Raw genomic sequence first — 25,196 nt, 5'->3', positions numbered from 1 at the left:
GATTATGAACACTACTTTCCAAACGGTTTTTGAACATTACGATTGGGATACCGTACAGGCAAAAATATATGCCACAACACCCGAACAGGTGCTCCGTTCGTTAGCCACAAACAAACGCAGCCTGGAAGATTTCCTGCACCTGATCGCTCCGGCTGCCCAGCCCTATCTGGAACAAATGGCACAACAGAGTCATGCTTTGACCACAAAACGGTTTGGAAAAACGATACAGATGTATGCCCCGATGTACCTGAGTAATGAATGCCAGAACATCTGCACCTATTGCGGTTTCAGCCTGGATAATAAACTGAAAAGAAAGACACTCTCAGCATCCGAAATCGCACAGGAAGTAACCGCGCTGAAAAAAGCGGGATTCGACCATGTGCTTTTGGTAACCGGAGAAGCCAATTATACCGTTAACATCCATTATTTCCTAAAGGTTATTGAGCAGATCAAAAATGACTTTGCCAATATTTCCGTAGAAGTACAGCCCCTTTCTGAAGAAGAGTATGTACAGTTGCATCAGGCTGGTGTTTACTCGGTGCTGGTTTATCAGGAAACCTACCACCGGGACGTTTACAAACAATACCACCCGAAAGGGAAAAAGTCCAATTTCGATTTCCGGCTGGAAACACCGGATCGTGTGGGAAGTGCCGGGATTCACAAAATCGGACTGGGCGTTTTGTTAGGATTGGAAGATTGGCGTACCGACAGTTTTTTCAATGCGCTGCATCTGGATTATCTGCAAAAAACCTACTGGCAAAGTAAATTCTCGGTTTCTTTTCCGCGGCTGCGTCCGGCAGAAGGAATCATTGAACCCAATTTTATAATGGACGACAAGGATTTGACGCAGCTGATCTGTGCGTACCGCCTGTGGAATGAAGATCTGGAACTTTCTGTTTCCACGCGGGAAAATGAGAAATTCCGGGACAATATCATTCCGATTGGTGTAACCAGTATGAGTGCCGGATCCAAAACCAATCCCGGCGGTTATGTTGTCGATCCGCAATCGCTGGAACAGTTTGAAACCAGCGATGAACGTTCTGCCTTGACCATAGCGCGGATAATAACCCAAAAAGGCTACGAACCGGTCTGGAAAGACTGGGACAAAAGCTACAGCCAACACTGATTTTTATGATAAGTATTCAGGATTTTTTACGATACAACCGGCAAATGCTGCTGCCGGAAATAGGCGAAAGCGGTCAGCAGCGACTAAAGGATGCCCGCGTTCTGGTCATTGGTGCCGGCGGATTGGGCTGTCCCGTTTTACAATACCTTGCCACAGCAGGAGTGGGAACCCTCGGGATCATTGATTTTGACGTGGTGGAGTTACACAACCTGCACCGTCAGATTTTATACAGGGAAGCCGATGTTAACCAGCCCAAAGCCCTTATTGCCGAATTGGCCCTGAAACAGCTGAATCCGGAAATCCGTACTATTGTTTTTAATGAAAAGCTTACTCCGGATAATGCCGCCGGGATTTTTCAGCATTTTGATGTGGTTGCGGACGGCTGCGATAATTTCACCACCCGCTATCTGGTGAACGACACCTGCGTAAACTTAAATAAACCGCTCATTTACGGCAGTATTTTAAAATTTGAAGGACAGGTAGCTGTTTTTAATCATAACGGCAGCAAACAGCTCCGGAACCTGTTTCCGGAACCGCCAAACCCGGAAGATGTACCGAATTGCAGCCTGAACGGCGTTTTGGGTACGTTACCCGGAATAATCGGTTCGATGATGGCACACGAAACCTTAAAGCTGATTACCGGTTTACCCGTTTTAACCAATGAGCTGCTGCTGCTAAACACGCTGGAATGGCAATTGACCAAACTACAGTTTTAAGTATTAAAAAAGGGAACCGTTTCAGTTCCCTTTTTTATAATGCAATACTTTCATAAAGTCTTCCCGGTTCACTTCAAAAGCGCCCAGACTTTCCAGGTGTTCATTATAGACCTGGCAGTCGAGCAATACGTAATTGTTGTTCCGAAGGTGTTCTACCAGAGTGATAAAAGCCACTTTGGAAGCATTGGAAACTTTGGAAAACATGCTTTCCCCGCAAAAAATATGACCGAGGTCAACACCATACAGGCCGCCAACCAATTCGCCATCCTGCCATACCTCAACAGATTGTGCATGTCCCTGCCGATGCAGTTCGCAATAGGCTTCAATCATGTCATCGGTAATCCAGGTTCCGTTTTGCCCTTCTCTTTTAATGGACTGGCAATTGGTAATGACTTCCCGGAAGTTTTGGTTGAATGTGACGGTGAAGATTTTCCGGTTCAGGATGTTCCGCATGCTTTTGGAAATCACCAGATAATCGAATACCAGCACCATTCTAGGGTCCGGAGCCCACCAGGTAATCGGTTCCCCGTCTTCAAACCAGGGAAATATACCGGAACGGTAGGCCAGTAAAAGGCGTTCTACAGATAAGTCGCCGCCTACGGCTAATATCCCGGAATAATCGGTTTCGGTAACCGGGGGGAAATACAATTCTTTTGTTAGAAAATACATAGTCGTTTAAAAAATAAATCCTGAAAGTTTTGAAGCTTTCAGGATTCTAAGTTTTATTAGAACGGCAAATCGTCATGTTCTTCTTCATTGAAATTTGAAGCCGGTTCAAAGGCATCGGCAGCCGGCATTGGAGGTACCTGACCTGCTGGTGCTTCTGCTTGTAATTTTTCGATTCTCCAACCCTGGATAGAGTTGAAATATTTTGTTTCTCCCTGAGGATTAACCCATTCTCTACCTCTAAGATTAATAGAAACTTTCACAGGTTCTCCCACTTGGTAACTATCCAGTAAATCACATTTATCCTGAGTAAACTCAATCATAATATGTTGCGGATATTGTTCTTCGGTAGTGACAACTAACTCTCTCTTTTTAAAACTTGCGCTAATTTGCTGCGCTCCATTAATCACTTTGATTTTCCCTGTAACTTCCATAGTAAAAATATTAATTGTTTATAGTAAGGCTTATATAAAAATTCAATTCAAAAATACAAACCGCTAATTCTTATTGTCTTGACAAAAGTACTTTCCAGGCGGTCAGCACTTCATTATTGTCCAGATATTCTTTCGCTTTCTGATGTTTTTTAGTTTCATCATCGGCACTTAAAACTGCTTTAATGGCAAAATTTTCTTTTACAAATATAGCAATATCTTCATCCGTTGGCAATGCTTCCACATTTCCAAGCTTACCAAGGTCATTCCCGTCAAAAACCGGACTTTCTTTAATAAAATCAGGAACGGCATCAACACCAATTCCAAGTGTTGTCAGTGGTTTTTCCACTTCAAACAATCCCTGATTAGCACGGGAATACCAGTTTCCTCCCATTCTGGAAACCAGATCTATTTTATATTGATCAACTGCTCCGTTTTCATCCAGGATGGCTTCATCAATATGTATTTTAACAACTTCACAGATAATCAGGTTTCCGGCACCGCCTTCGGTTCCCAGTTCGATAATATCGTTTACCTTACATTCAAACTGCACCGGGCTTTCTCCAACGCGATATGGCTTTACCACATCGGAAGGAACCATTGTCAATCCGGATTTCACAAACTCGTTAACGCCGTCGCCATATTCCGTACTGGACAAAGAAGCCTGCTGTACGATCGCATAGTTTACAATATTGATTACCACTTCGCGCGTTTGTTCGGCATTGATCAGTGTGTGTTTCACGGTATTGTTACGCACTCTTCTCGCCGGAGAGAAAATCAGTATCGGCGGATTAGAACTGAACACATTGAAAAAACTGAAAGGGGATAAATTCGGATTACCCTGTTCATCCATCGTACTTGCAAAAGCAATCGGTCTGGGACCAACGGCACCTTGTAAATAAGCTTGTAATTTCATCGGATTTAACTCCTTTGGATCGACACTAATCATAGCTGTAAAATTTCCACAAATATACTTTTTTTTAGCCCGAATGAAAATACAATTTTACATAGCTGTCCGTATTTATTTTGAAGTTCCCGATCGGGCAGCATGCATTTCCTGCTTATATTTTTGCTCCCTTATATCTTTTCCTTATTTTTAAACACAAATTACACAAAGCATGAACTTTTCGGAAAGAAGAAATTTAATTCGCTGGATAATTATTCTGGGATCCTTCAATATTTTAGTTTTGATTCTATGGAATACTTATACTTTTTTTCAGAAGTTCAAAGATGAAGAACGTCTTAAAATGGAGCTCTGGGCAACGGCAACCAAGACATTGAACAATGCCGATGAAAATACGGAAGTAGAACTTCCTTTCCAGATCCTGAGCAACAATACCACGATTCCGATTATACAGACGACCGATAAGGACAGCATTATCAACATGGTTAATGTGGATAAGGAGATTGTTGCCGATGCCGCCAAATCGAAAGTTTTCCTGAACAAGTTAAAATCCGAAAACCTCCCGATCATCATCGAGCTGGGCGGTTATAACCAATATCTCTATTACGGCAATTCATCGCTGCTGACCAAATTGAAATTTTACCCGGTGGCTTTAGTCCTTATCGGGCTTTTCTTTAGCGGTATGATCTTTAATTTTTACCGGGCGAGTAAAATGGCTACCCAAAACAGGCTTTGGGCCGGTATGGCCAAAGAGACCGCACACCAGATCGGCACGCCGCTTTCTTCTTTAATAGGCTGGCTGGAAATTATGAAAGCCGATAATGTGGATGAAACGACCATAGCCGAAATTGAAAAGGATATCAACCGGCTGCAGACAATAACGGATCGTTTTTCCAAAATTGGTTCCGAACCGGTGCTTGGTGATTATGATCTGGTAAAAGAAACCGAACAGTCGTTCGAATATTTACAATCCCGTACTTCCAAACAGGTTGAGTTTTCGTTCCTGGCTCCGGAATATCCTATCCATATCATGCTGAATCCTGTATTGCACAGCTGGACCATTGAAAACCTGGTAAAGAATGCTATTGATGCTATGAAAGGAAAAGGCAAACTGGCTATCGTTATTGAGGACACGGAGCGTTTTGTAAAAATCAAGGTTACCGATACCGGAAGCGGGATTCCGAAAAAACAGTTTAACAGTGTTTTCGAACCCGGTTTTACAACTAAAAAACGCGGTTGGGGATTAGGGCTTTCGCTGACAAAACGTATCGTGGAAGAGTACCATAACGGAAGGATTAAAGTAGCTCATTCCGAAATAGGAAAAGGAACGACCATGCAGGTCACGTTTAAAAAGGAGAAAGCTACTGCTTAATGATGCCTTCTTTCAGCTGGACTTTTTTTAGCAGGCTGGCTTTTTCGCCATCCCAGGAATAGGTTTCTTTCCACACCTTTTCCCGCATCATATAGTCCTCATTGTTTTCACTGTCTATTGCTTCGGCCTCTTCAATAATTTTGTAGATATAATCCGGTTTTCCTCCCGGTTCTTTCGGAAAAATAAAGTTCTCGCTGTGGTAGTAAACACCGGCATCGCCAACATTCATTTTTTCCGGCAGCAGCAATAGTTTTTTTCCGGTCCACCCGAAATAGAAAAAGTAGGTCGGTATACCACAGGCTTCCCCGCTAAAACTGATCCGGTATAGTTCCTGAATATTTTTAAGTCCCTGGTTCCCCAGAAGACTTTGCTGGTAATAATAGCTTTCGCTAATCGGTTTTTTAATTTCTTTACTATCCAGCACCAGATTGTTTTCATCCAGGACCTTAACGGCAATAACGTGTTCCTGGGAAACATAATCTTCTTCTTTTTTAGCATTGATCCGTTCCAGAACGGTCAGGAATTTCAGTCCGTTTGTTTCTTTATAGTCTAATGCTAAAAATCCGAGCCAGAGATAGCCCTTCCGGATATCGCGATTGGGTAACTGGTATTGAATTTCAACCCAATTCATATCGATACCTTTTAGTTTCTGTGTTTTTTCGGTTTTGGATAAAACCGTTATTTTTTTCCCCAATTGCAGGGAGTCAATCAGTTTTCCCGCTGTGGAAGGCATATCCCTCACATAGCAGTTTTTAACACCAACAATTCCTTCTACATTGATCTGATTGGTTTCGGAATATCCTGCGTTTTTGCCGGACAGCCACAAATAGCTATCCTGTCCCTGGGCAAAAACCGAAACGGACAGCCAAAAGAAAAACAGCAGGAAAGTATATTTTTTCATGTTTACATATTGCCGGCAATAGCCTGGGCAAGTTCTTCAAACTGTAATGGTGTAAGGCTTGTTTTACGTTGGAAACGCATATCATCCATGTCCTGTAAAGGAATTAAGTGAACGTGTACATGCGGCACTTCCAGCCCCACTACAGCTACTCCGATCCGTTTGCAGGCCACTGTTTTTTCCAAAGCTTTGGCAACTTTTCTGGAAAAACGCATCAATTCCAGATAGTGCTCTTCTTCCATATCAAAAATCTTGTTGATTTCTTTTTTAGGCACACAAAGGGTATGTCCTTTTGCATTGGGATTCACATCTAAAAAAGCGATAAAATTTTCGTCTTCCGCTACTTTATAACTCGGAATTTCCCCGTTTATGATTTTTGTAAAAACTGAACTCATTGCCAAATAGGATTTAATTAATTAGTCTCTGGAAATTTCTAATACTTCAAATTTTAAAATACCGTTCGGCACCTGAATTTCTGCAATTTCACCTACGGATTTCCCTAACAATCCTTTACCAATTGGTGAGGTAACGGAGATTTTTCCGGTTTTTAAATCGGCTTCACTTTCTGCCACCAACGTATATTTCAATTCCATTCCGTTGGTTTGATTTTTTATTTTAACAGTAGACAGTACCAATACTTTTGATACATCCAATTGCGATTCATCAATTAAACGGGCATTGGCAACTACATCTTCCATTTTAGAAATTTTAAGTTCCAAAAGTCCCTGAGCTTCTTTAGCCGCATCATATTCTGCATTTTCAGATAAGTCACCTTTGTCTCTTGCTTCTGCAATTGCCTGCGATGCACGAGGACGTTCGATGCTTTTTAACTGATCCAACTCATCTCTTAATTTCTTCAATCCTTCAGCCGTATAATAAGATACTTTACTCATAATTTCGTCGTTTATATAAATAGAAAAAATCCCATCGAAACGGGATTTATTTCTACAAAGATATTGTTTTTTATTTATTTCAATTTTTAATACGCTTTATAGCATTAGTCAAAGTTAATTAAATTAAATTTGTTTTTCAATTGTTTTACGATAATTTATATGAAAAAGTACATCTTTTTATTGTTTTTAATTCCCCTGATTGGCGGCTGCAGCAAAGACAGCGTTGTTAACAACAATAATCCTTATCTGCCTAACTATCAGGTTTTGATTACCATCGACACGAACCTTCCTTCATACAGTCCTTTAAAATTCACAAACGGATCAGCTTATATTGCCGGCCCGACAGCCGGAATCAGAGGAATCATCCTTTTTAATACCGGAACCGGCATTACGGCATTTGACCGCGCCTGTCCGAATCAGTCGCTGAGCGAATGCTCCACTATGGATGTAGACGGTATTTTTGCCGTGTGTTCCTGTGACAATAAAAAGTACAGCCTGTTCACCGGAATAGGCGACGGACAATATCCGATGAAGCAATACCGTACAGAACAGATGGGAACACTTATACGGGTATTCAATTAAAAAAAATCCTGATGTTGTCATCAGGATTTTTTTTTAGAACTTCAGCGTTAGGCCGGCCATAAAATTAATTCTTGCCTGCGGATAATATCCCGTTCCTTCAATGGTGGTAACTGTATCCGGACTGGACCAGTCATCATCATAAGTATAGAAGAATCCGTTGGACTGGTATTTGGTATTAAAGATATTGTTCACCAAACCGGAAATCACGATGGATTTAAAAATTCGTTTCGGTTTAATTTCATAGACAATATTAAAATCGGAAACCGAATAGGCTTTCAAAACAGATTTCTCCGAATCGATATTACCCATATACTGGTTCCCTACAAATTTTGACAACAAAGTCAGCTGCAGGTTTTTCAACGGTAAGAACGTTACCGCATTACCGGCAATAAAATCGGGTGAAAAAGCGATATTCGTTTTTCCGAAATTGTGCATTTCCCCATCTTTACCGGCTACAAAGTCGACAATTTTATTCTGGCTCACCGTAACATTTTGTCTCAATACCCATTTGTCGGAAACAAAAATACTGGCATCTACTTCAAGTCCTAAACGATAGCTGTTATCCACATTGATACGCTTTGATTCTCCCACATCGTTTAATGCACCGGTTAACACTAACTGGTCCTTGTATTTCATATAATAGGCATTAACATTCAGTCTGGCTACAGCCGAAGCATGCCGCCATCCCAACTCGTAATCGTCCATTTTTTCCGGTTTCGGAACATTTCCTTCATAATCGTTTCTGTTTGGTTCACGGCTTGCTTTTGCATACGAGAAATACAGGTTGTTCTGTTTGTTTATCGCATAGTTCAATCCTCCTTTTGGATTGAAAAATTTAAACGTATCGTCAACAAGTCCCGTTTTTACAGCATTGGCTTTGTAATTTACCGTACGGTATTGCAAATCCCCGAACAGGCTTAACTGACTGGTAATATCATAGGTTGCTTTTGCAAACACATTCACATCTGTTTTGGTCGCAAAATCATCATAGAAAAGCTGCTCATAGTTATAGACCGCTTTTTCTTTTACCCAAAGCAGTTTACCAAAATGCGCGCCTTCATATTTATTCGCACCACCACCCAAAATCAGGTCCAGTTTGTCTTTTTTGTAGTTTGTCGAAAACGTCACTCCGTAAAAGTCATTATCCAGCCATTTCTGGTTGATCAAATCGGATTTTTTTATTGTAACCCCGTTTTCTTCAAAAGGCGTCAGTCCGAATTCACTGAACTTCCCACCTCTTTTATAGCTTTCATAATATCCTTTTCCTTTGGTATAATGCAGTGCCACATTGGTAGACCAGTTATCGGTCCATTTTTCATTCCAGTGCAGCTGATAATGATCCTGTCTGAAATTATCCGTTTGATTATCGTAAAATTTCACATTGCCGTTTTCATCAAAATACAAACCGGAAATATTGAATTTCGGATTGTTATCCAGCATGTGCTCATCCAGACCCAGGTCTTTCAGCTCCATACCGTCCAGTCCGTTCCATGACTGGTATGTTTTTTCGGAACCGCCGAAAACCAGAGCTTTTATCAATGTTGATTTCCCTACATAAGTTCCCTGTAAAAAATAGGATTCCAGGTTGGAAGAAGCCCTGTCAATATATCCGTCAGAATTGATCTTTGACAAACGTCCGGCTATTTCGAATTTATTATCCATCAAACCGGTACTGAATTTAACAGTATGTTTTCGCGTGTTAAAGCTTCCGAAAGAGTTGGCAATTTCACCGTATCCTTTTTCGGAATACGTATCGGTTAACATGTTTAAACTTGCTCCGAAAGCACCGGCTCCGTTTGTAGACGTTCCGACACCTCTTTGCAGCTGAAGGCTTTCTACAGACGATACAAAATCGGGCATGTTTACCCAGAAAGTCCCCTGTGATTCGGAATCATTATACGGAATTCCGTTGATGGTAACATTCACACGGGTGGCATCGCTACCACGCACCCTGATTCCGGTATAGCCTACTCCGTTCCCGGCATCGGTTGTGGTCACTACCGATGGCAGGTAATTCATCAGCACCGGTATGTCCTGACCTAAGTTTCGTTCTGATAATTGTTTTTTACCAAGATTACTGAAGGTAACCGGTGTTTTGGAAGTAACCCGCACTGCCGACACCAAAACCTCATCCATCTGTTTGGGTTTAACGGTGTCCTGAGTTGTTTTTTCCTGCGAGAAAAGCACAAAAGGCTGCAGGCAAAATGCAATAACGACTGATTGTAATAACGTTTTCATTCGTAAAAGTTTACGAATAAAAGGGGTAATTATTCTTTGTTTTAAATTAAAATGATGTTTCAATGACGCGGAACAATTGCCTCATTCCGTTTGTCATTTCTCCCTAAACAGCATTACCTGTTCCAGGTTCATTGGGTATGATCTCAGCTCGATTGTCCGGAAAAACCGGATATAAGCACCCCTTTGAGACAGCGCAAAAGTATAAAAAGAAAACACACAAAATCAAATAATACCAATAAAAACGCAATAATCACCTGTAATTCCTTAGCATTATTACATTTTACACAAATCAGCACCGAAAGTTAGTCCAATTTCGGTTTTTTGCGGAAGTCTTTTTTCTGGGATAAATTCCGTTTGCTCTGAATACGCTTTTTAATTACCGAATGCGGAATTTTAGTTGCTTTCCGTTCTTTATCAACCCATAACGATTCCTGAATGAGTGACAGAAAGCGCCTGATAACTATTTCTTTATTTTTAAACTGGCTCCGGTTTTCATCACAATTCAGTAACAAAACCCCTTCTTTCGTCAGCCGGGCTGCCAGTTTTTCCAGCACTTTACTTTTCTCCTCATCGGTAAGTGCTGACGAATTGGAAACATCAAACGTGAGCTGGATTTTCGAAGAAACCTTGTTTACATTCTGTCCTCCGGCACCACTGCTTCTCACAGCCTTATAACGCAACTCGGCAATTAGCTTTTCTTTTTCCATTATCTGGGCTGATGTGCCGGTTTTAGCAGGTCGTTAATATTTTTTACCGGATTGAAGGTTAAAAGCGGCACTTCAACAAAAACGGTAATCCAGTTTGCCATAGCACCATTCCATAATCCGGGTAGTTCGTAGGCCTTAATATCGTGACAGCCTTTTGTTTTCTGAACGATAAAGCCTGCATTATGGTCTACAAAATTTTCCAGTTCAAACTTTTCTCCTTTGTAGTTTTTAAGTCCGCACACCAAATCCACCGGGTTAAAATGTGTTGCACTATTCAGGATTTGCCACTGCTTTTTATTTTGCAGATCAATTTGTGACGATTCGACAATCTGCAAGGACAGGCCACCTTCTTCACCGGTAACCCAAAACGGTCCTCCGCCCGGTTCGCCTTCGTTTTTTACCATCCCGCAAACCCGGACAGGTCTGTTTAACAACTGAAACAATAAGTTTTTCTGATTTTCAAAAGTGTATTTTGAAAAATTCTTCGGCAATACGATATTCAGCTGACTGGTTGCAAAATCTATTATTTTTTGCAGGCCTTCCTCGTTTACCGAGCTTTCCAGAGCATGAAGATATCCGAACGTTTCTTTTTGCAGTTGCATCAAAAGTCCGCCCAGTAGTTTTTTATAACGTACAATTCCTTCAAAATGGTTGTAACAAACATTGTCAATGTTTTTTACAAAGACAATATCACTCGTTAGCCGGTTCAGGTTCTGTATCAGCGCACCATGTCCGCCGGGACGAAAGAACAAACGGTCATTATCCAGTCTAAACGGAGTATTATCCATCGCTACCGCTAAGGTGTCGGTCGATTTATCCTGAAAAGAATAGAACACCGCAGCATTCACGTTGCTTTGTGAAACAGATTGTTCAAAACTGTCTTTATGTTCTTCCGATACCGTGAAATGGATTTTCGGTTTCCCGTCCACATTAGTATATACCAGTGCTTCTTTTAAATGTTTATCGATAGGAGTAGTAATAAAATCTCCTTCCTGATGAAACGGCAGGATTCCTTTTGGTTTATTCAGGAAGTCAAATTTTTCCGTAGCCAGCATTGCCGCAATAAAATGGTAATACTTTTCATCCTGTGTAAAATCATCATAGCCTTTGTGTATCCTTCTCACTTCATACAGCACACTTTCATAAAAAGGAAATTTCTCAATTCCTACCAGAAACACTGATAGCTCCGCCTCTTTTTTTCTGTTTATATAGGCATTGATGCTTTCTTTATGCAGTTTGAATTCGTTCAGGAAATCTACCAGAAATTTAAACATCCTGCTGGCAGCCCCGGATGCCGGAACGAATTTCTCAATTGAAAATGCGGCTTTACTGGCATCAAAGTAGTCCACCAACTGCTGGATCTGCTCTTCTTTAAAAGCTGTGATACCATCGTTTACCGTTGCAATTTTTGCGAGGTTAATTTTTGCAATCCCTTCATTAAAGAAACCCAATTGTCTCGCAATGCTGTCGATATTAGTTCCCTGTTCCCACATTTGCACAAAATCAGCAGCCGTGAATCCAATGGATCTGGCAGTGATTAGTCCGTTAACGGCTTTTACCGCTTTTTCGAAACGCGCTTTCTGGTTTCCGGAAAGCACTATATAGGGTTTATTGTTTTCGTCCAAGGCTTTTTTAAAGCGTTCAAACGTTTCTTTTCTGTTTTCCGGCCGGTCTCTTAAGTCATCTTTTTCCCAGGGCACATCTACATCCGTCAGAAAGAAAAGGTTGTATTCGTGTTCGCGTGCGGCTTCGTCTAAAGCCTCATCACAAAATCCGTAGTAAATTTCAGAAAACACTTTGGTCACCATTAAGTTGGTGTCACAAAACAGGAGTTTATTAGCCAATAAAACAGCTTCATTTTCCAGTTTTATCTGTCCAACGGCAATAGGAAGCATGTCGTTGGCATCGCAGATCTCTTTTTTTAAATCCCATTTTTCCTGCAGATAATCACGGGCAAACTCCGGTATCCAAATCGTATTGAAATGTGCAGCCAGCTGTTTTGACAAGGTTGTTTTACCGGTACTTTCAGGACCGTACATGGTTATCTTTATCGTTTCTGAATATCGTTGTTTAAGATCTTTCTCCATTCTAAATAGGCAGAGATTGCCAAAATTGTAAATATTAAATATTGTAGCGACAACATCCCCAAACCTCTATAGGCATAAAGAGGCACTGCAATTATGTCGCCTATTATCCAAAGCGTCCAGTTTTCTATTTTTTTATTGGCCATATACCACATTCCTGTAAAAAACAGTCCTGATGCCAATATATCGATATAATTTTCGTGCTTAATTTCGTAATCCACGGCATTATAGATCGCGAAAATTATAACAATTGTCGTTAAAAACAATGCCATACCGATAATTTTTTCCCGAAGGCTTGTCCTGGAGATAAGCAGACTATCTTCTTCATTCCGCTTTCTTGACCAGTTGTACCAGCCGTAAACACTCATGATCGAGAAATAAATATTGATGATCATGTCCCCTAAATAGCCTGCCTGAAAAAGCAGATAAACCGTGATTGTCGTTGCTATTAATCCTGTAGGATAGACCAGAATGTTTTCTTTTTTAGCATACCATACGCTGGCGATTCCAAATACAAATGCCAGAAATTCCAGAATGATCTGCAGTAGCGGTGCGTTCTTATAGGCGTTCAGAAAAAATTCGATCATACTTGTGCTTCCCTAAAAAAGTTAGTATCTTTTTCAAAAGCCGTCCCGATAACCAGCATGGTGGCACCTGCCTGATAGAGGGCTTCCATTGTTTTTTGCGAACGGATACCACCGCCCACAATCAGCGGAATATCAATATTATCTGAAACGTCTTTTACCATGGCTAACGGCACATGATTTTCGGCGCCGCTTCCCGCTTCCAGGTAAATGAGCTTATTCCCCAGCATTTCTCCCGCCATAGCCGTTGCCACAGCAATTTCGGGTTTATCTTTAGGAATAGGTGTTGTACCGCTCATGTAGGAAACGGTGGTTTGCCTGCCGCTTTCCACCAGCAAATAGCCGGTTGCCATTACTTCCAACTGTGTTTGTTTTAGCAAAGGAGCTGCCTGTACATGCTGCCCGATCAAATACTCCGGGTTGCGGCCGGAGAGCAGCGACAGGAATAAAATCCCGTCGGCTAAATTGGTAATATGGGAAGCATTGCTTGGAAAAAGCAAAACCGGAACAGTTAATACTGCTTTCAGTTCCCGGATGATCTCCTCCTGCGTGTCTGAAAAAAGCAGGCTTCCTCCGATAAAAATATGGGTCGCCGGTGCGTTTTTAATTTTTGTAATGAGATCCGCTAAATGTGCTAATTGTATCTTATCCGGATCCAGTAAAATTGCCAGTAGTTTTCTGCCTTCTCTTTTTGCTGCAACTATTTCGGCGTAAATTTTGTTCATGCTATTTTCTTTTATCTTGTTCTAAAGCATAAACCAGCGTAAAATCTTCAATTTCTTCAAAGTAAAACTGGAAATCTTTTTTAAAATCTTCTTTTCGAACGGTAGCCAGTCCTTTTTTATCTGTTAACTGAAAAGGATGTACGGTCATATTATCTTTAAAACTAAGGCTTTTCGAGTTACACATTTTGTATTTTGCTTCTTTCGCGCCCCATATAACGGTTAGTTTACGGATATAGTCATCTGCTGCTTTATCTAAAAACGAGAATTCCGTATCCATAAATTTATCGGCTATTTTACTTATTTTATCCCTGCGCAGTTCCATATCGATGCCCACATTGTCATAACCCACAATTATTGCCGCAAAACTATAGGAATGAGTTATCGAAATATGTTTACCGTCTTTTAAATGCGGTTTTCCAAATTCATCATAATACAAATCAAAATCGTCATACCCCAATGCTTCCAACAGGTTCCGCACACTTAAAAATCCTCTTTGATGCTGCTCGGATTTCATCCCTTCCACCCGGGTCAGACTGGAATCTTTTAAAGGTTTGTTCCGGAACAGTTCTTCCAAAGTTTCGGTAATTTTCCATACCAGAACCTTTGTATTACTATCTATTTCTATCGTTTTATACAGCGGCATCAGAGCGTATTTGATTTTAAGTTTACAACTTGTTAATTTATTTTTCTGAAAGTTAACACTTTAGCATCTTTAAACAAATGCTAATTATCAATCAATCCTATATATTTTAAAAAGTAATTCCGTAAATTTGCACTAAATTTTTTGTAAATACAAATATAGAGTAGATGAGCACAAAAACATTGCCTTTCGTGGCTTACAAAGTAAAAGATATTTCCCTTGCAGCCTGGGGAAGAAAAGAAATTGAATTAGCAGAAGCAGAGATGCCGGGATTAATGGCTCTTCGTGCTGAATATAAAGAGGAGCAGCCTCTTAAAGGTGCTCGTATCGCAGGTTGTCTTCACATGACTATCCAGACTGCCGTTTTAATTGAAACTTTAATTGCTTTAGGAGCTGAAGTTACCTGGAGTTCTTGTAATATTTTCTCCACTCAGGATCAGGCAGCAGCAGCAATTGCAGCAGCAGGTATTCAGGTTTATGCCTGGAAAGGATTAAACGAAGAGGATTTTGACTGGTGTATTGAGCAGACTTTATTCTTCGGAGAAGACAGACAGCCTTTAAACATGATTTTAGATGACGGTGGTGATTTAACGAATATGGTTATTGACCGTTACCCGGAATTAATCCCTGGAATCAAAGGTTTATCGGAAGAGACTACAACCGGAGTTCACCGTTTATACGAAAGAGTTAAAAACGGAACGTTACCAATGCCGGCTATTAACGTAAACGATTCTGTTACAAAATCTAAATTTGACAACAAATACGGATGTAAAGAAAGTGCTGTAGATGCGATTCGTCGTGCAACAGACTTAATGTTAGCCGGAAAAAGAGTTGTTGTTTGCGGATATGGTGATGTTGGAAAAGGAACTGCCGCTTCTTTCCGTGGAGCAGGTTCTATTGTTACCGTAACGGAAATTGACCCGATCTGTGCTTTACAAGCTGCTATGGACGGGTATGAAGTTAAAAAATTAGACACTGTAGTAGGAAATGCTGATATCATCATCACGACTACAGGAAATAAAGATATCGTTGTGGGAAGACATTTCGAGCAAATGAAAGATAAAACTATCGTTTGTAACATTGGTCACTTTGACAATGAAATCGACATGGCATGGTTAAACAAAAACCACGGTGCTTCTAAAATCGAAATCAAACCTCAGGTTGACAAATACACCATTAACGGAGTGGATATCATTATCCTTGCCGAAGGTCGTTTAGTAAACTTAGGCTGTGCTACAGGTCACCCAAGTTTCGTGATGAGTAACTCTTTCACCAACCAGACGTTGGCACAAATTGAGTTATGGAACCACAGCGATAAATATGAAAACCAGGTTTATATGTTACCAAAACACCTGGATGAAAAAGTAGCCGCTTTACACCTTGCAAAATTAGGTGTTGAGTTAGAAACATTAAATACAGAGCAGGCAGCTTATATTGGTGTTGAGGTACAAGGTCCATTCAAACCGGAATACTACAGATACTAAGCCGTATCGTTATAATAAACAAAACCCCTTACAGCTTGTAAGGGGTTTTTATTTACCTGTTTCTCAATATTCCGCATAAAAAAAGCCCGTTTCTTAGAAACGGGCTTTTTAATATTTTCTCTTGTAAGATATAAATTCTTATGCTTCGAATGGAATTACAGAAACGAAAGATTTGTTATCTCCTTTTTTCTGAAATTTCACAACTCCATCAACTTTTGCATGTAAAGTATGATCTTTACCCATGTAAACGTTTTCACCTGGATTGTGCTTAGAACCTCTTTGTCTTACGATAATGTTTCCAGCAATTGCAGCTTGACCACCAAAAATCTTAACACCTAAACGTTTCGATTCTGATTCTCTACCATTCTTGGAACTACCGACACCTTTCTTGTGAGCCATGACGTATTAGTTTTTAATGTTAATTATTCTTCTGTAGCTTCCGCTTTTTTAGTCGCTTTTTTCTTTGGAGCTCCACCTGCAACGATTCCCTCGATTACAATTTGAGTTAAAGATTGTCTGTGACCGTTTTTCTTTTTGTAACCTTTTCTTCTTTTCTTTTTGAAAACGATTACTTTATCACCTTTTAAGTGTTGTAACACTTTAGCTTCTACTGAAGCACCTTCTACAGCTGGGGCGCCTAAAGTTACATTCCCTTTGTCATCCAATAAAAGAACTTTGTCAAAAGTAACTTTTGCTCCTTCTTCAGATGCTAAACGGTGAACATAAACCTTTTGGTCTTTGCTTACTTTGAATTGTTGCCCTGCTATCTCTACGATTGCGTACATAACAATAATGTTTAATTAATTTTTTAAGAGTGCAAATATACAACTAATTCTTTATGATACAACCCTATATGCACAAATTTCACAATCCCGCAACAGGAAAGTAACTTAATTCTCAAAATTACGGGAAATCATCACTTTTAAATGTAACAATTTGCCGAAATTGCACACCTATACGAATATCCAAAATAAATTATTAATTTTTATGAAAAAATCTTTGATGGCTTTGAGTTCCCTTCTGATGCTTGGCGGCGTAGCTTCGGCGCAGAAAGTAGCGTTTGAAGAATACAATTTAGACAACGGACTGCATGTGATTTTACACAAAGACCCTTCCGCTCCGGTAGTGGTTACTTCGGTAATGTATCACGTTGGTGCAAAAGACGAAAACCCGGACAGAACTGGTTTTGCACACTTTTTTGAACACCTTTTATTTGAAGGTACTAAAAATATCGCAAGAGGAGAATGGTTTAAAATTGTAACGGCTAATGGCGGTAACAATAATGCCAATACTTCTGACGACAGAACGTATTACTACGAGGTTTTCCCTTCTAACAACCTGGAGTTAGCCTTATGGATGGAATCGGAAAGACTAATGCATCCGGTAATCAATCAAATTGGTGTTGACACTCAGAACGAAGTTGTTAAAGAAGAAAAAAGATTGCGTGTTGACAACCAGCCTTACGGAAACTTATTCACTGAGGTTAAGAAAAACATCTTTACAAAACACCCTTACCGTTGGGCACCTATCGGTTCTATGGAGCATTTAGATGCTGCAACACTTCAGGAATTCCAGGCTTTCAACAAAAAGTTCTACATTCCTAACAATGCGGTTCTGGTTGTAGCCGGAGATTTCGATAGCGCTCAGGCAAAACAATGGATCCAGAACTATTTCGGACCAATTCAAAAAGGCACGCCTATCACGCGTCAGAAAATTGAAGAGACTCCGATAACACAAACAATCCACGCAACATACCAGGATCCGAACATCCAGATCCCAATGGCTGTTACGGCTTACAGAACACCATCTATGAAAACACATGACGCCAGAGTACTGGACATGATTTCTTCTATTCTTTCTGACGGAAAAAGTTCAAGATTATACAAAAAGTTAGTTGACGATAAGAAAATGGCGCTTCAAATTGGTGCTTTCAACTACAGCCAGGAAGATTATGGTGTGTATTTTATCTACGGATTACCACAAAGCCCGACAACTCCTGCTGAATTAATTAAAGGTATGGACGAGGAAATCGTTAAGCTTCAAACGGAATTGATTTCTGAAAAAGATTTTCAGAAATTACAAAACAAGTTTGAAAACCAATACGTAAACAGCAATTCAAACTTAGAAGGTGTTGCAGAGAACCTGGCTTCTTTCTACTTACTTTATGGCGATGTAAACTTAGTAAATACTGAAATCGACATTTACCGTTCCATCACCCGTGAAGAAATCAGAGATGTTGCTAAAAAGTATTTAAATCCAAACCAACGTTTGATTTTAGATTATGTTCCAGCAAAAGATAAAGCACAAAACTAAGCAGCCAATAATCATGAAGAAAATAATATATATAGCAGCGAGCTTGTTTTTAACGATTACTATGCAAGCACAAGACAGACCTCAACCAAAACCGGGACCGGCTCCAACAATCAATGTTAAAAAACCGGAAACCTTCACTTTAAAGAATGGTTTAAAAGTAATGGTAGTAGAAAACCATAAACTACCGAGAGTTACTTATTCCTTAACACTGGACAACCCTCCGTATGCGGAAGGTGACAAAAAAGGTGTAGCCGATTTAACCAGCAGCATGATTGGTAAAGGGACCCGAAAAATATCTAAAGACGCTTTTAACGAAGAAATCGATTTCTTAGGCGCAAACATCAACTTCTCTTCCGGCGGAGCTTCTGCCAGCGGATTGTCTAAATATTCCGGAAAAATCCTGGAATTAATGGCTGATGGTGCTTTAAACCCTGTTTTCACTCAGGAAGAATTCGACAAGGAAAAAGCAAAATTACTGGAAGGAATAAAATCGCAGGAAAAAAGTGTTACGGCTGTTGCCGGACGTGTTGAAAACGTTCTGGCTTTCGGAAAAACACATCCAAGCGGAGAATATTTAAGCGAAGAAACGATCAACAAAGTAACGTTAAACGATGTGGTTTTAAACTACAACACATATTTTGTTCCGGGTAATGCTTATCTGGTAATTATTGGTGATGTGAACACAAAAGATACCAAGAAAATGGTTGAAAAACTTTTTGGTTCATGGAAAAAAGCGATTGCACCGCAGTTGGTTTATTCCGATCCAAAAAACGTACAATACACTCAAATCAATTTTGTAGACATGCCAAACGCGGTACAGTCGGAAATTGCTTTAGTAAATACGGTTAACATCAAAATGACGGATAAAGAATATTTCGCTTCTCTTTTAGCCAACCAGATCCTTGGTGGTGGTGGTGAAGGAAGATTGTTCTTAAACCTTCGTGAAAAACACGGATGGACTTATGGTGCTTATTCTTCTATCGGATCCGGAAAATACGTTACGAAATTCCGTTCTTCTGCTTCTGTTAGAAATGCAGTTACCGACAGTGCTGTAGTAGAGTTCTTCAACGAATTAAAAAGAATCAAAACAGACCTTGTTTCTGCTGAAGATTTAAAAAATGCAAAAGCAAAATACATCGGAAACTTTGTAATGCAAATTGAAAAACCGGCTACAATTGCCCGTTATGCTTTAAACACTGCAACTCAAAACTTACCGGAAGATTTCTACGAGAACTACATTAAAAACATTAATGCCGTTACTCCGGAAGATATTAAAAATGCCGCTAACAAATTCTTTTTATCAGACAACACCAGAGTTGTGGTTGTCGGTAAAGCTGCAGATGTATTGTCAGGATTAGAGTCTTTAAAAATTCCTATTTTCTATTTTGACAAATTCGGTAATGCTACAGAAAAACCAGTGGTAAACAAACCAATTCCTGCCGGTGTTACTGCAAAAACAGTATTTGACAACTATATCAAAGCTATTGGTGGTGAAAAAGCCGTTGCCGGCATTAAGTCTATCGCTACTACAGCTACAGCTACAATCCAGGGACAAGCTTTGGAAATGACTTCCAAACACACTTCAGACAACAAGTCATTGTTTGAAATGAAAGTTGCCGGAATGACAATGTCCAAACAAGTTGTAAACGACAAAGCGGCTTATGCTATTCAACAAGGTCAGCGAAAAGATTTCACTGCAGAAGAATTCAAAGAGAAAAAAGAAAGTGCTGCTGCATTCCCGGAATTGGCTTTAGCGAAAAAAGCAGATTTAAAAATCAAAGCTATCGAAAGCATTAACGGTAAAGATGCTTATGCTATCGAAAACGGAAAAAGTACCTTATACTATGATGTAAAAACCGGTTTAAAAGTAGCGGAAGCAAAAACACTTGAAAGAGCTGGTCAGAAAATGACACAAATGATTACTTACGGAGATTACAAAGATGTAAAAGGAATTAAAGTTCCTTACAAAATGGTAATGAACGTTGGAATGGATTTAGACTTTACAACTTCTGATGTAAAAATCAACGAAGGTGTAACACCAGCTGATTTCCAATAATCACAAAATACAATATCATAAAAAAGACCGCCTTCCGGCGGTCTTTTTCTTTATTTCCTGCTGGAGAAATACACTCCGACTAAAATTATCAGGGCGCCTACAATTTGAAAGAATTCCATTTTTTCATGATCCAATATACCCCACACAAAAGCAACCACCGGAATTAAATAGGTAACGGAAGACGCAAAAATGGGCGATGAGATCTGTATTAACCGGAAAAAGACAATGTTTGCAATTCCGGTTCCTACAATACCCAGAATAGCAATATACATCGCCGACTCCTGAACTTCCGGTTTACCGGCAACCTGAAAGAAATCGGTACAGGACAGCACTATCAATGCCGGAATGGTCAGCACAACAAAGTTCCCGGTAGTAATACTCAGCGTATTCAGATCGGAAAGGTATTTTTTAATCAGATTGACATTCATTGCATAGCAGATTGCCGCCACGACCACAAACAAAGTATAATAGTAATTCTGATTGGGATTGCTCTGCGCTCCGGAATAAATGAGCAGCACACAGCCTATCAGTCCTATCAGTACACCGAAGAATTGTCTTCGCTGAAATTCCAGCCCGAAAACAAAAGCACCGAGCAATAAGGTATTCAGCGGTGTTAACGAATTCAGAATCGCACTGGTTGAACTGCTGATTTCCGTTTGGGCAATAGAAAAAAGAAACACCGGCATAAATGTTCCCACAAAAGCCGTCAGCGCAATATATTTCCATTTTCCCAGCGGAATTTTCGGCAGGCTTCTAAATCCTATCAGCAGCAAAAAGGCAGCAGCAAACAATATCCGTAAAGCTCCCAGCTGAAAAGGCGATAATCCGACCAATCCTCTTTTGATTAAAATAAAAGAACTCCCCCATATCAGGGAAAGCCCTATCAGTAAAACCCACTTTAGCTGTTTTGTCATTTTCTATCAATTTTAAGGTGTAAAATTCCAATATTAAAACGAAAAAACGCCTGTTTTTTTATAATTTTGTAACTCTTTACAAAAGAGCTTTTTAATCTTAAAAAAACACCATCATGAATTTCACAAAAAAAATAGCTGTATTTGCTTTAACCGCTTTTGTATTGGTTAGTTGTAAAAAAGAAGATAAAAACACTACTGCAGCAACCGCAACAGAAGCGTCAAAAGACGTAGCAGCAAAAATGGAAACAGCCAGCATGAACATTGAAGGAATGACCTGCGCTATGGGCTGTGCAGCCACTATTGAAAATAAATTATCCCACCTGGAAGGCGTTACTTCTGCCAAAGTTGATTTTGAAACCAAAACAGCTACTGTAGAATTTGATGCAAACAAACAGTCAACTACTTCCCTGACACAAACTGTCGAAGGTGTTGCCGACGGAAAAACATACAAAGTTACCAGCGTAAAATCATCTGGTGACAAAGCAATGGTTATGGATCAGGAACCGAAAAAAGCAGAAGGTAAAAAATGCTGTTCGGCTGATGCTAAAAAATCATGTGCCGATAAAAAAGGAGACGCTCCTAAAAGCTGTGCCACAGATGCTAAAAAAGACACTGACGTTAAAAAGGCATAACCAGACACATATGAGTCGTCCTAAAATAGGTTGACAGATTTTAGAATAAAAATATATTAACCAGTCAGGTTTACCTGGCTGGTTTTTTCATGTATAAAATTAGGCGTTTTCATCATTAAACTCAAATGAGGTCTTTTAGCATTATACGTTTCTATCGCTGTTTTTATAAGCTTTCCTAAAGTCTGACCATCTTTGCATTTATAAAACAAGAATTCGTTTTTTAAAATTCCGTTTATTCTTTCAGCTAAAGCATTTTGATAACAATCATATCCGTCAGTCATAGAGGGTGTAATACCGTTTTTAGCTAATACTTCCTGATAAATTTTAGAACAATATTGTAATCCTCTATCGGAGTGATGTATCAGGGGTAATGTTGATTTCCTATTCTGTATAGCCATTTTTAATGCCTGTACCACATTTTCAGAACTCATATCATCACTCAGCTTATACCCCATTATTTTTCTGCTATAAGCATCAGTAACTAAAGACAGATAATGGGTTTTCCGGGATGATTTGACATAAGTGATGTCGCTTACATATACCTGTTCAGGACGTTTAATCTCACACTCTTTCAAAAGATTTTCGTACTTGTGTAGCCAATGTTTAGAATAGGTAGTTTTAGTGTAACTCTTCATTGGTTTAACAAGTAACTTCTCCCTTCTTAGATAACCAAATAAGGCATCACGACCTATCTTTACACCCTGTTGATCAAATTGCTTCGAAAGTAGGTAATATAGTTTACGTGTCCCTATACGTGGCATTTCCAATCGCAAAGAAAGAACCAGATGCTTTACTTTGAGTAACTCAGATTCCCGATCGAGGATTCTTTTTTGTTCCTGATATATAGCTTGCCTACTTATCCCAAACAATCGGCAACTTTTGGACAAACTTATTCCTGCTCCTTCCCGGAGTCGGAAGATGGTTTGGGAGAAAACTTTTTTCGGATCTGGGTTCCGTACTGACTATCAGAAATGTCGATCATCGTATTGAGGATCTTATTTCGAAGCTTCTCATCTGCCAGTTCTTTCTCTAATCGTTTAATAATCTGAGCCGGGGTTTCTTTAGATTTAGACATAAATAACAGATTTGGTTTACTCCAGTCTAAGTTACCATATTTTCGCAGCCAAACCAAAACAGTACTTCTGCCTTGGATACCGTAAACAGTTTGAGCCTGTTTATAGGTCATTTCGCCTTGTTCAACTCGGGAAACTACAGCTAATTTAAAAGCCATATTATAATCCTTTTGAGTACGCTTAACTCGCGTTGTTGTTGTGTCTTTCATAATAAGTCGATTTTGTGTCAACTTATTTCAGGACGGGACAATAGTATAAAAAAAAGCGAACTGAATAGTTCGCTTTTTTTTATTTCCATCGTATGCTTTGCATGATTTCCCGCATGTCGTTTTTAATATAACTTGCCGCCGGCATAATGGAATCAAAATTTGGTTTTGCATAAAAATAAACCGATCCCACAATAAAATGCCTCGTACTGTCCGTTACATAAAACTGTGCATTCGTAGCCGCATCGCCGCCCACCTGGTAAAACATTCCGTAAACTTTATCTTTACGGTTCACAAACGGCTGTTCCTGTATGTCGTCCGCTTTAATAACGTGCTCATACGTTAGTTTCTGCGCATCTCTTAACAAGACATCAATATTATTATTTACCGGCTTATAATCGATGTAAATGGTCCCTTTCATTTTCGGATACACAATATTAAAGCCACAGGCTCCTTTTTCGGTTATCTTCGTCAGCGTATTCACATCAAAAGTAAAAGCGCAGCCATCCGTAAACATTCTGTATTCCGGCATAGGGTATTCCAATCGCAGGTGTGCTTTTGGCTTTGGCACTACATCACCTTTACAGGCTGTAAACAAGAAGCCTATTCCCATTAGCAGCAGTAATCCGGTATTTCTTAATTTTCTATTCATTTTTTAAAGCAGTGTAACTTTAATTTGTTTCACACGGCGTTTATCGACCGATTCGACGGTAAATATACAATCTGCAAAATTTATTTTCTGGTGCTTTTTTGGAAAATTTCCGGAAATCTCTAAAATAAATCCGGCCAAAGTTTCCGATTCCCCTTTATTGGCTTCAAAAACCTCTTCATCGACCGGGACGATCCTGTAAAAATCTTTCAGGCTTATCTTCCCTTCAAACAGGAAGTTTTTGGCATCAATCTGCGAAAAGACAATATCTTCATCATCAAACTCATCACTGATATCTCCCACAATTTCTTCCAGTATGTCTTCCAGCGATATCAGGCCGGAGGTTCCGCCATATTCATCAACTACTATTGCAAGATGGTTTTTCATACCCTGAAATTCCTTTAGCAGGTTATCGAGTTTTTTATTTTCGGGAACAAAAAACGGACTCCTTAATAAGGTCTGCCATTCAAAATCGGTTTTATCAATATGCGGAATCAGGTCTTTTACAAACAAAACGCCTTCAATATGATCGATATCTTCTTTATAAACCGGTATTCTCGAATAGCCTTTATCTACGATCTTAGCAAAAATCTCTTCAAATGTTTCTTCAATATTTAAGGCAAAAACATCAATACGGGGACTCATAACCTGGCGCACTTCCGTATTACCAAACGTTACTATGCCTTCCAGTATTTTCTGTTCTTCTTTGGTTGCATCGCCATAGTCGGTCATTTCCAATGCCTGCGACAGCTGATCTACTGAAAAGTTTTCTTTTTCTTTCCCTATTTTTTTATGCAGATACAGGATGATCTGCCGAAGCGGAACACTTACCGGCGTTAGCAGTCCGGTTAAAAAAACCACAAACGTGCTGACCCCTTTGGCAAATTTTACATTATTCCGGGTGGCATACATTTTAGGCAGTACTTCCCCAAAAAACAGGATCAATACCGCCACTATGGCAATTTCAAGGATTACTTTCGTGCTCAGCGCCATTCCTTCGGAAAAAACGCGGTTTCCAAAATAGGAAAAAAGCACCACAATTGTAATGTTCAGAAAGTTATTGGCGACCAGAAAAGTCATGGACAGCTTTTTGGGTGTTTCCAAAAGCCTGCTGATTTGTTTTCCTTTATTCGTATTGGCCGATATCAAATCGTCAATCTCTTTTCTGTTCAGGGAAAAAATAGCGACTTCTGCACCGGAAACCAATGCAGAACAAAACAACAGGAAAAGTATTCCTATTATTAAAAAAATAAGGTTAAAATCTATTATACTTATTAAACTGACGGGGCCTGGGTCCAAATCA

General features: G+C 39.7%; 26 protein-coding genes. 8 read left to right on the top strand and 18 right to left on the bottom strand.

All coding sequences use genetic code 11. The annotated features are described in order from the left end of the window. Positions 1-4 precede the first annotated feature (4 nt). Both thiH and HW120_RS05080 read left to right on the top strand, forming a co-directional pair. Positions 5-1,126: a 2-iminoacetate synthase ThiH gene (thiH, locus tag HW120_RS05085; RefSeq protein WP_177731485.1), complete on the top strand. Its 1,122-nt coding sequence runs from the start codon at positions 5-7 to the stop codon at positions 1,124-1,126. A gap of 5 nt (positions 1,127-1,131) precedes the next feature. Further along, a complete protein-coding gene (locus HW120_RS05080; protein WP_177731482.1) occupies positions 1,132-1,842 on the top strand; it encodes a HesA/MoeB/ThiF family protein in 711 nt (236 codons plus the stop codon). Positions 1,843-1,863: 21 nt separating this feature from the next. On the opposite strand, the gene aat is transcribed toward HW120_RS05080, so the two are convergent. The 3 genes from aat to HW120_RS05065 all read right to left on the bottom strand — a co-directional run bounded on the left by aat (position 1,864) and on the right by HW120_RS05065 (position 3,888). After that, a complete protein-coding gene (gene aat / locus HW120_RS05075) occupies positions 1,864-2,511 on the bottom strand; it encodes a leucyl/phenylalanyl-tRNA--protein transferase (RefSeq protein WP_177731479.1) in 648 nt (215 codons plus the stop codon). Positions 2,512-2,567: 56 nt separating this feature from the next. Beyond that, the gene (locus HW120_RS05070; protein ID WP_177731476.1) at positions 2,568-2,942 is read right to left on the bottom strand and encodes a DUF3127 domain-containing protein; all 375 of its coding nucleotides are present in this window, start codon (positions 2,940-2,942) and stop codon (positions 2,568-2,570) included. A gap of 70 nt (positions 2,943-3,012) precedes the next feature. Next, complete coding sequence (locus HW120_RS05065) at positions 3,013-3,888, bottom strand: flavin reductase family protein (protein ID WP_177731473.1); 876 nt, start codon at positions 3,886-3,888, stop codon at positions 3,013-3,015. Between the two features lie 169 nt (positions 3,889-4,057). Between HW120_RS05065 and HW120_RS05060 the strand changes: the two genes are divergently transcribed. Then, positions 4,058-5,215, top strand: a complete 1,158-nt coding sequence (locus tag HW120_RS05060; RefSeq protein WP_177731470.1) for a sensor histidine kinase — start codon at positions 4,058-4,060, stop codon at positions 5,213-5,215. Here HW120_RS05060 and HW120_RS05055 read toward each other — a convergent pair. Genes HW120_RS05055 through greA form a run of 3 tightly spaced genes read right to left on the bottom strand, consistent with a single transcriptional unit; the run spans position 5,205 to position 7,006 of the window. Next, the gene (locus HW120_RS05055; RefSeq protein ID WP_177731467.1) at positions 5,205-6,116 is read right to left on the bottom strand and encodes a hypothetical protein; all 912 of its coding nucleotides are present in this window, start codon (positions 6,114-6,116) and stop codon (positions 5,205-5,207) included. The genes HW120_RS05060 and HW120_RS05055 overlap by 11 nt on opposite strands. Positions 6,117-6,118: 2 nt before the next feature. After that, positions 6,119-6,508 (bottom strand): HIT family protein, encoded by a 390-nt coding sequence (locus HW120_RS05050; protein ID WP_177731464.1) that lies wholly within the window; start codon positions 6,506-6,508, stop codon positions 6,119-6,121. 21 nt (positions 6,509-6,529) lie between these two features. Further along, the gene (gene greA, locus HW120_RS05045; RefSeq protein ID WP_177731461.1) at positions 6,530-7,006 is read right to left on the bottom strand and encodes a transcription elongation factor GreA; all 477 of its coding nucleotides are present in this window, start codon (positions 7,004-7,006) and stop codon (positions 6,530-6,532) included. Positions 7,007-7,165: 159 nt separating this feature from the next. Between greA and HW120_RS05040 the strand changes: the two genes are divergently transcribed. After that, a complete protein-coding gene (locus tag HW120_RS05040) occupies positions 7,166-7,588 on the top strand; it encodes a Rieske (2Fe-2S) protein (protein WP_177731459.1) in 423 nt (140 codons plus the stop codon). A 33-nt stretch (positions 7,589-7,621) separates the two neighbouring features. On the opposite strand, the gene HW120_RS05035 is transcribed toward HW120_RS05040, so the two are convergent. From HW120_RS05035 to HW120_RS05010, 6 genes are all read right to left on the bottom strand, one after another. Next, positions 7,622-9,826: a TonB-dependent receptor gene (locus HW120_RS05035; RefSeq protein WP_177731456.1), complete on the bottom strand. Its 2,205-nt coding sequence runs from the start codon at positions 9,824-9,826 to the stop codon at positions 7,622-7,624. Between the two features lie 302 nt (positions 9,827-10,128). Next, entirely contained in the window at positions 10,129-10,533 is a 405-nt protein-coding gene (gene arfB, locus HW120_RS05030) for an alternative ribosome rescue aminoacyl-tRNA hydrolase ArfB (protein WP_177731453.1), read from the bottom strand. Then, the gene (locus HW120_RS05025; RefSeq protein WP_177731450.1) at positions 10,533-12,620 is read right to left on the bottom strand and encodes a DUF4301 family protein; all 2,088 of its coding nucleotides are present in this window, start codon (positions 12,618-12,620) and stop codon (positions 10,533-10,535) included. The genes arfB and HW120_RS05025 overlap by 1 nt, the downstream gene beginning before the upstream one ends. After that, complete coding sequence (gene pnuC, locus HW120_RS05020; protein WP_177731447.1) at positions 12,581-13,204, bottom strand: nicotinamide riboside transporter PnuC; 624 nt, start codon at positions 13,202-13,204, stop codon at positions 12,581-12,583. The genes HW120_RS05025 and pnuC overlap by 40 nt, the downstream gene beginning before the upstream one ends. After that, complete coding sequence (locus HW120_RS05015) at positions 13,201-13,926, bottom strand: geranylgeranylglyceryl/heptaprenylglyceryl phosphate synthase (protein WP_177731444.1); 726 nt, start codon at positions 13,924-13,926, stop codon at positions 13,201-13,203. The genes pnuC and HW120_RS05015 overlap by 4 nt, the downstream gene beginning before the upstream one ends. Before the next feature lies 1 nt (position 13,927). Further along, positions 13,928-14,569 (bottom strand): 4'-phosphopantetheinyl transferase family protein, encoded by a 642-nt coding sequence (locus tag HW120_RS05010; RefSeq protein WP_177731442.1) that lies wholly within the window; start codon positions 14,567-14,569, stop codon positions 13,928-13,930. A 164-nt stretch (positions 14,570-14,733) separates the two neighbouring features. On the opposite strand from HW120_RS05010, the gene ahcY reads away from it, so the two are divergent. Beyond that, positions 14,734-16,050, top strand: coding sequence for an adenosylhomocysteinase (ahcY, locus tag HW120_RS05005; protein WP_177731440.1), 1,317 nt, complete (start codon positions 14,734-14,736; stop codon positions 16,048-16,050). Between the two features lie 138 nt (positions 16,051-16,188). Here ahcY and rpmA read toward each other — a convergent pair whose 3' ends face one another. Together rpmA and rplU are read right to left on the bottom strand one after the other, a co-directional pair. Next, positions 16,189-16,449, bottom strand: coding sequence for a 50S ribosomal protein L27 (rpmA, locus tag HW120_RS05000; RefSeq protein ID WP_136403778.1), 261 nt, complete (start codon positions 16,447-16,449; stop codon positions 16,189-16,191). Between the two features lie 23 nt (positions 16,450-16,472). After that, positions 16,473-16,835 (bottom strand): 50S ribosomal protein L21, encoded by a 363-nt coding sequence (gene rplU / locus HW120_RS04995; RefSeq protein WP_177731438.1) that lies wholly within the window; start codon positions 16,833-16,835, stop codon positions 16,473-16,475. Between the two features lie 202 nt (positions 16,836-17,037). Between rplU and HW120_RS04990 the strand changes: the two genes are divergently transcribed. After that, positions 17,038-18,363 (top strand): M16 family metallopeptidase, encoded by a 1,326-nt coding sequence (locus HW120_RS04990; protein WP_177731436.1) that lies wholly within the window; start codon positions 17,038-17,040, stop codon positions 18,361-18,363. A gap of 13 nt (positions 18,364-18,376) precedes the next feature. After that, the gene (locus tag HW120_RS04985; RefSeq protein ID WP_177731434.1) at positions 18,377-20,419 is read left to right on the top strand and encodes a M16 family metallopeptidase; all 2,043 of its coding nucleotides are present in this window, start codon (positions 18,377-18,379) and stop codon (positions 20,417-20,419) included. A gap of 50 nt (positions 20,420-20,469) precedes the next feature. Here HW120_RS04985 and HW120_RS04980 read toward each other — a convergent pair whose 3' ends face one another. Next, positions 20,470-21,333, bottom strand: coding sequence for a DMT family transporter (locus HW120_RS04980; RefSeq protein WP_177731432.1), 864 nt, complete (start codon positions 21,331-21,333; stop codon positions 20,470-20,472). 113 nt (positions 21,334-21,446) lie between these two features. On the opposite strand from HW120_RS04980, the gene HW120_RS04975 reads away from it, so the two are divergent. After that, positions 21,447-21,965: a cation transporter gene (locus HW120_RS04975; protein ID WP_177731430.1), complete on the top strand. Its 519-nt coding sequence runs from the start codon at positions 21,447-21,449 to the stop codon at positions 21,963-21,965. A 56-nt stretch (positions 21,966-22,021) separates the two neighbouring features. Here HW120_RS04975 and HW120_RS04970 read toward each other — a convergent pair. From HW120_RS04970 to gldE, 3 genes are all read right to left on the bottom strand, one after another. Continuing rightward, positions 22,022-23,247 (bottom strand): IS3 family transposase gene (locus HW120_RS04970; RefSeq protein ID WP_394353019.1). Its coding sequence is split into 2 segments (ribosomal slippage): positions 22,022-22,899 and positions 22,899-23,247, totalling 1,227 coding nucleotides; the frame shifts between segments, so codons are not numbered across the junction. A gap of 79 nt (positions 23,248-23,326) precedes the next feature. Further along, positions 23,327-23,896: a gliding motility lipoprotein GldD gene (gldD, locus tag HW120_RS04965; RefSeq protein ID WP_177731428.1), complete on the bottom strand. Its 570-nt coding sequence runs from the start codon at positions 23,894-23,896 to the stop codon at positions 23,327-23,329. A 3-nt stretch (positions 23,897-23,899) separates the two neighbouring features. Further along, entirely contained in the window at positions 23,900-25,192 is a 1,293-nt protein-coding gene (gene gldE, locus HW120_RS04960; RefSeq protein WP_177731426.1) for a gliding motility-associated protein GldE, read from the bottom strand. Between the last annotated feature and the right edge of the window lie 4 nt (positions 25,193-25,196).

It is taken from the genome of Flavobacterium inviolabile, from assembly GCF_013389455.1.
Lineage (GTDB): Bacteria > Bacteroidota > Bacteroidia > Flavobacteriales > Flavobacteriaceae > Flavobacterium > Flavobacterium inviolabile.
The sequence above is the reverse complement of the archived record's forward strand: the minus strand, read 5'-3'. Positions and strand labels throughout refer to the sequence as shown.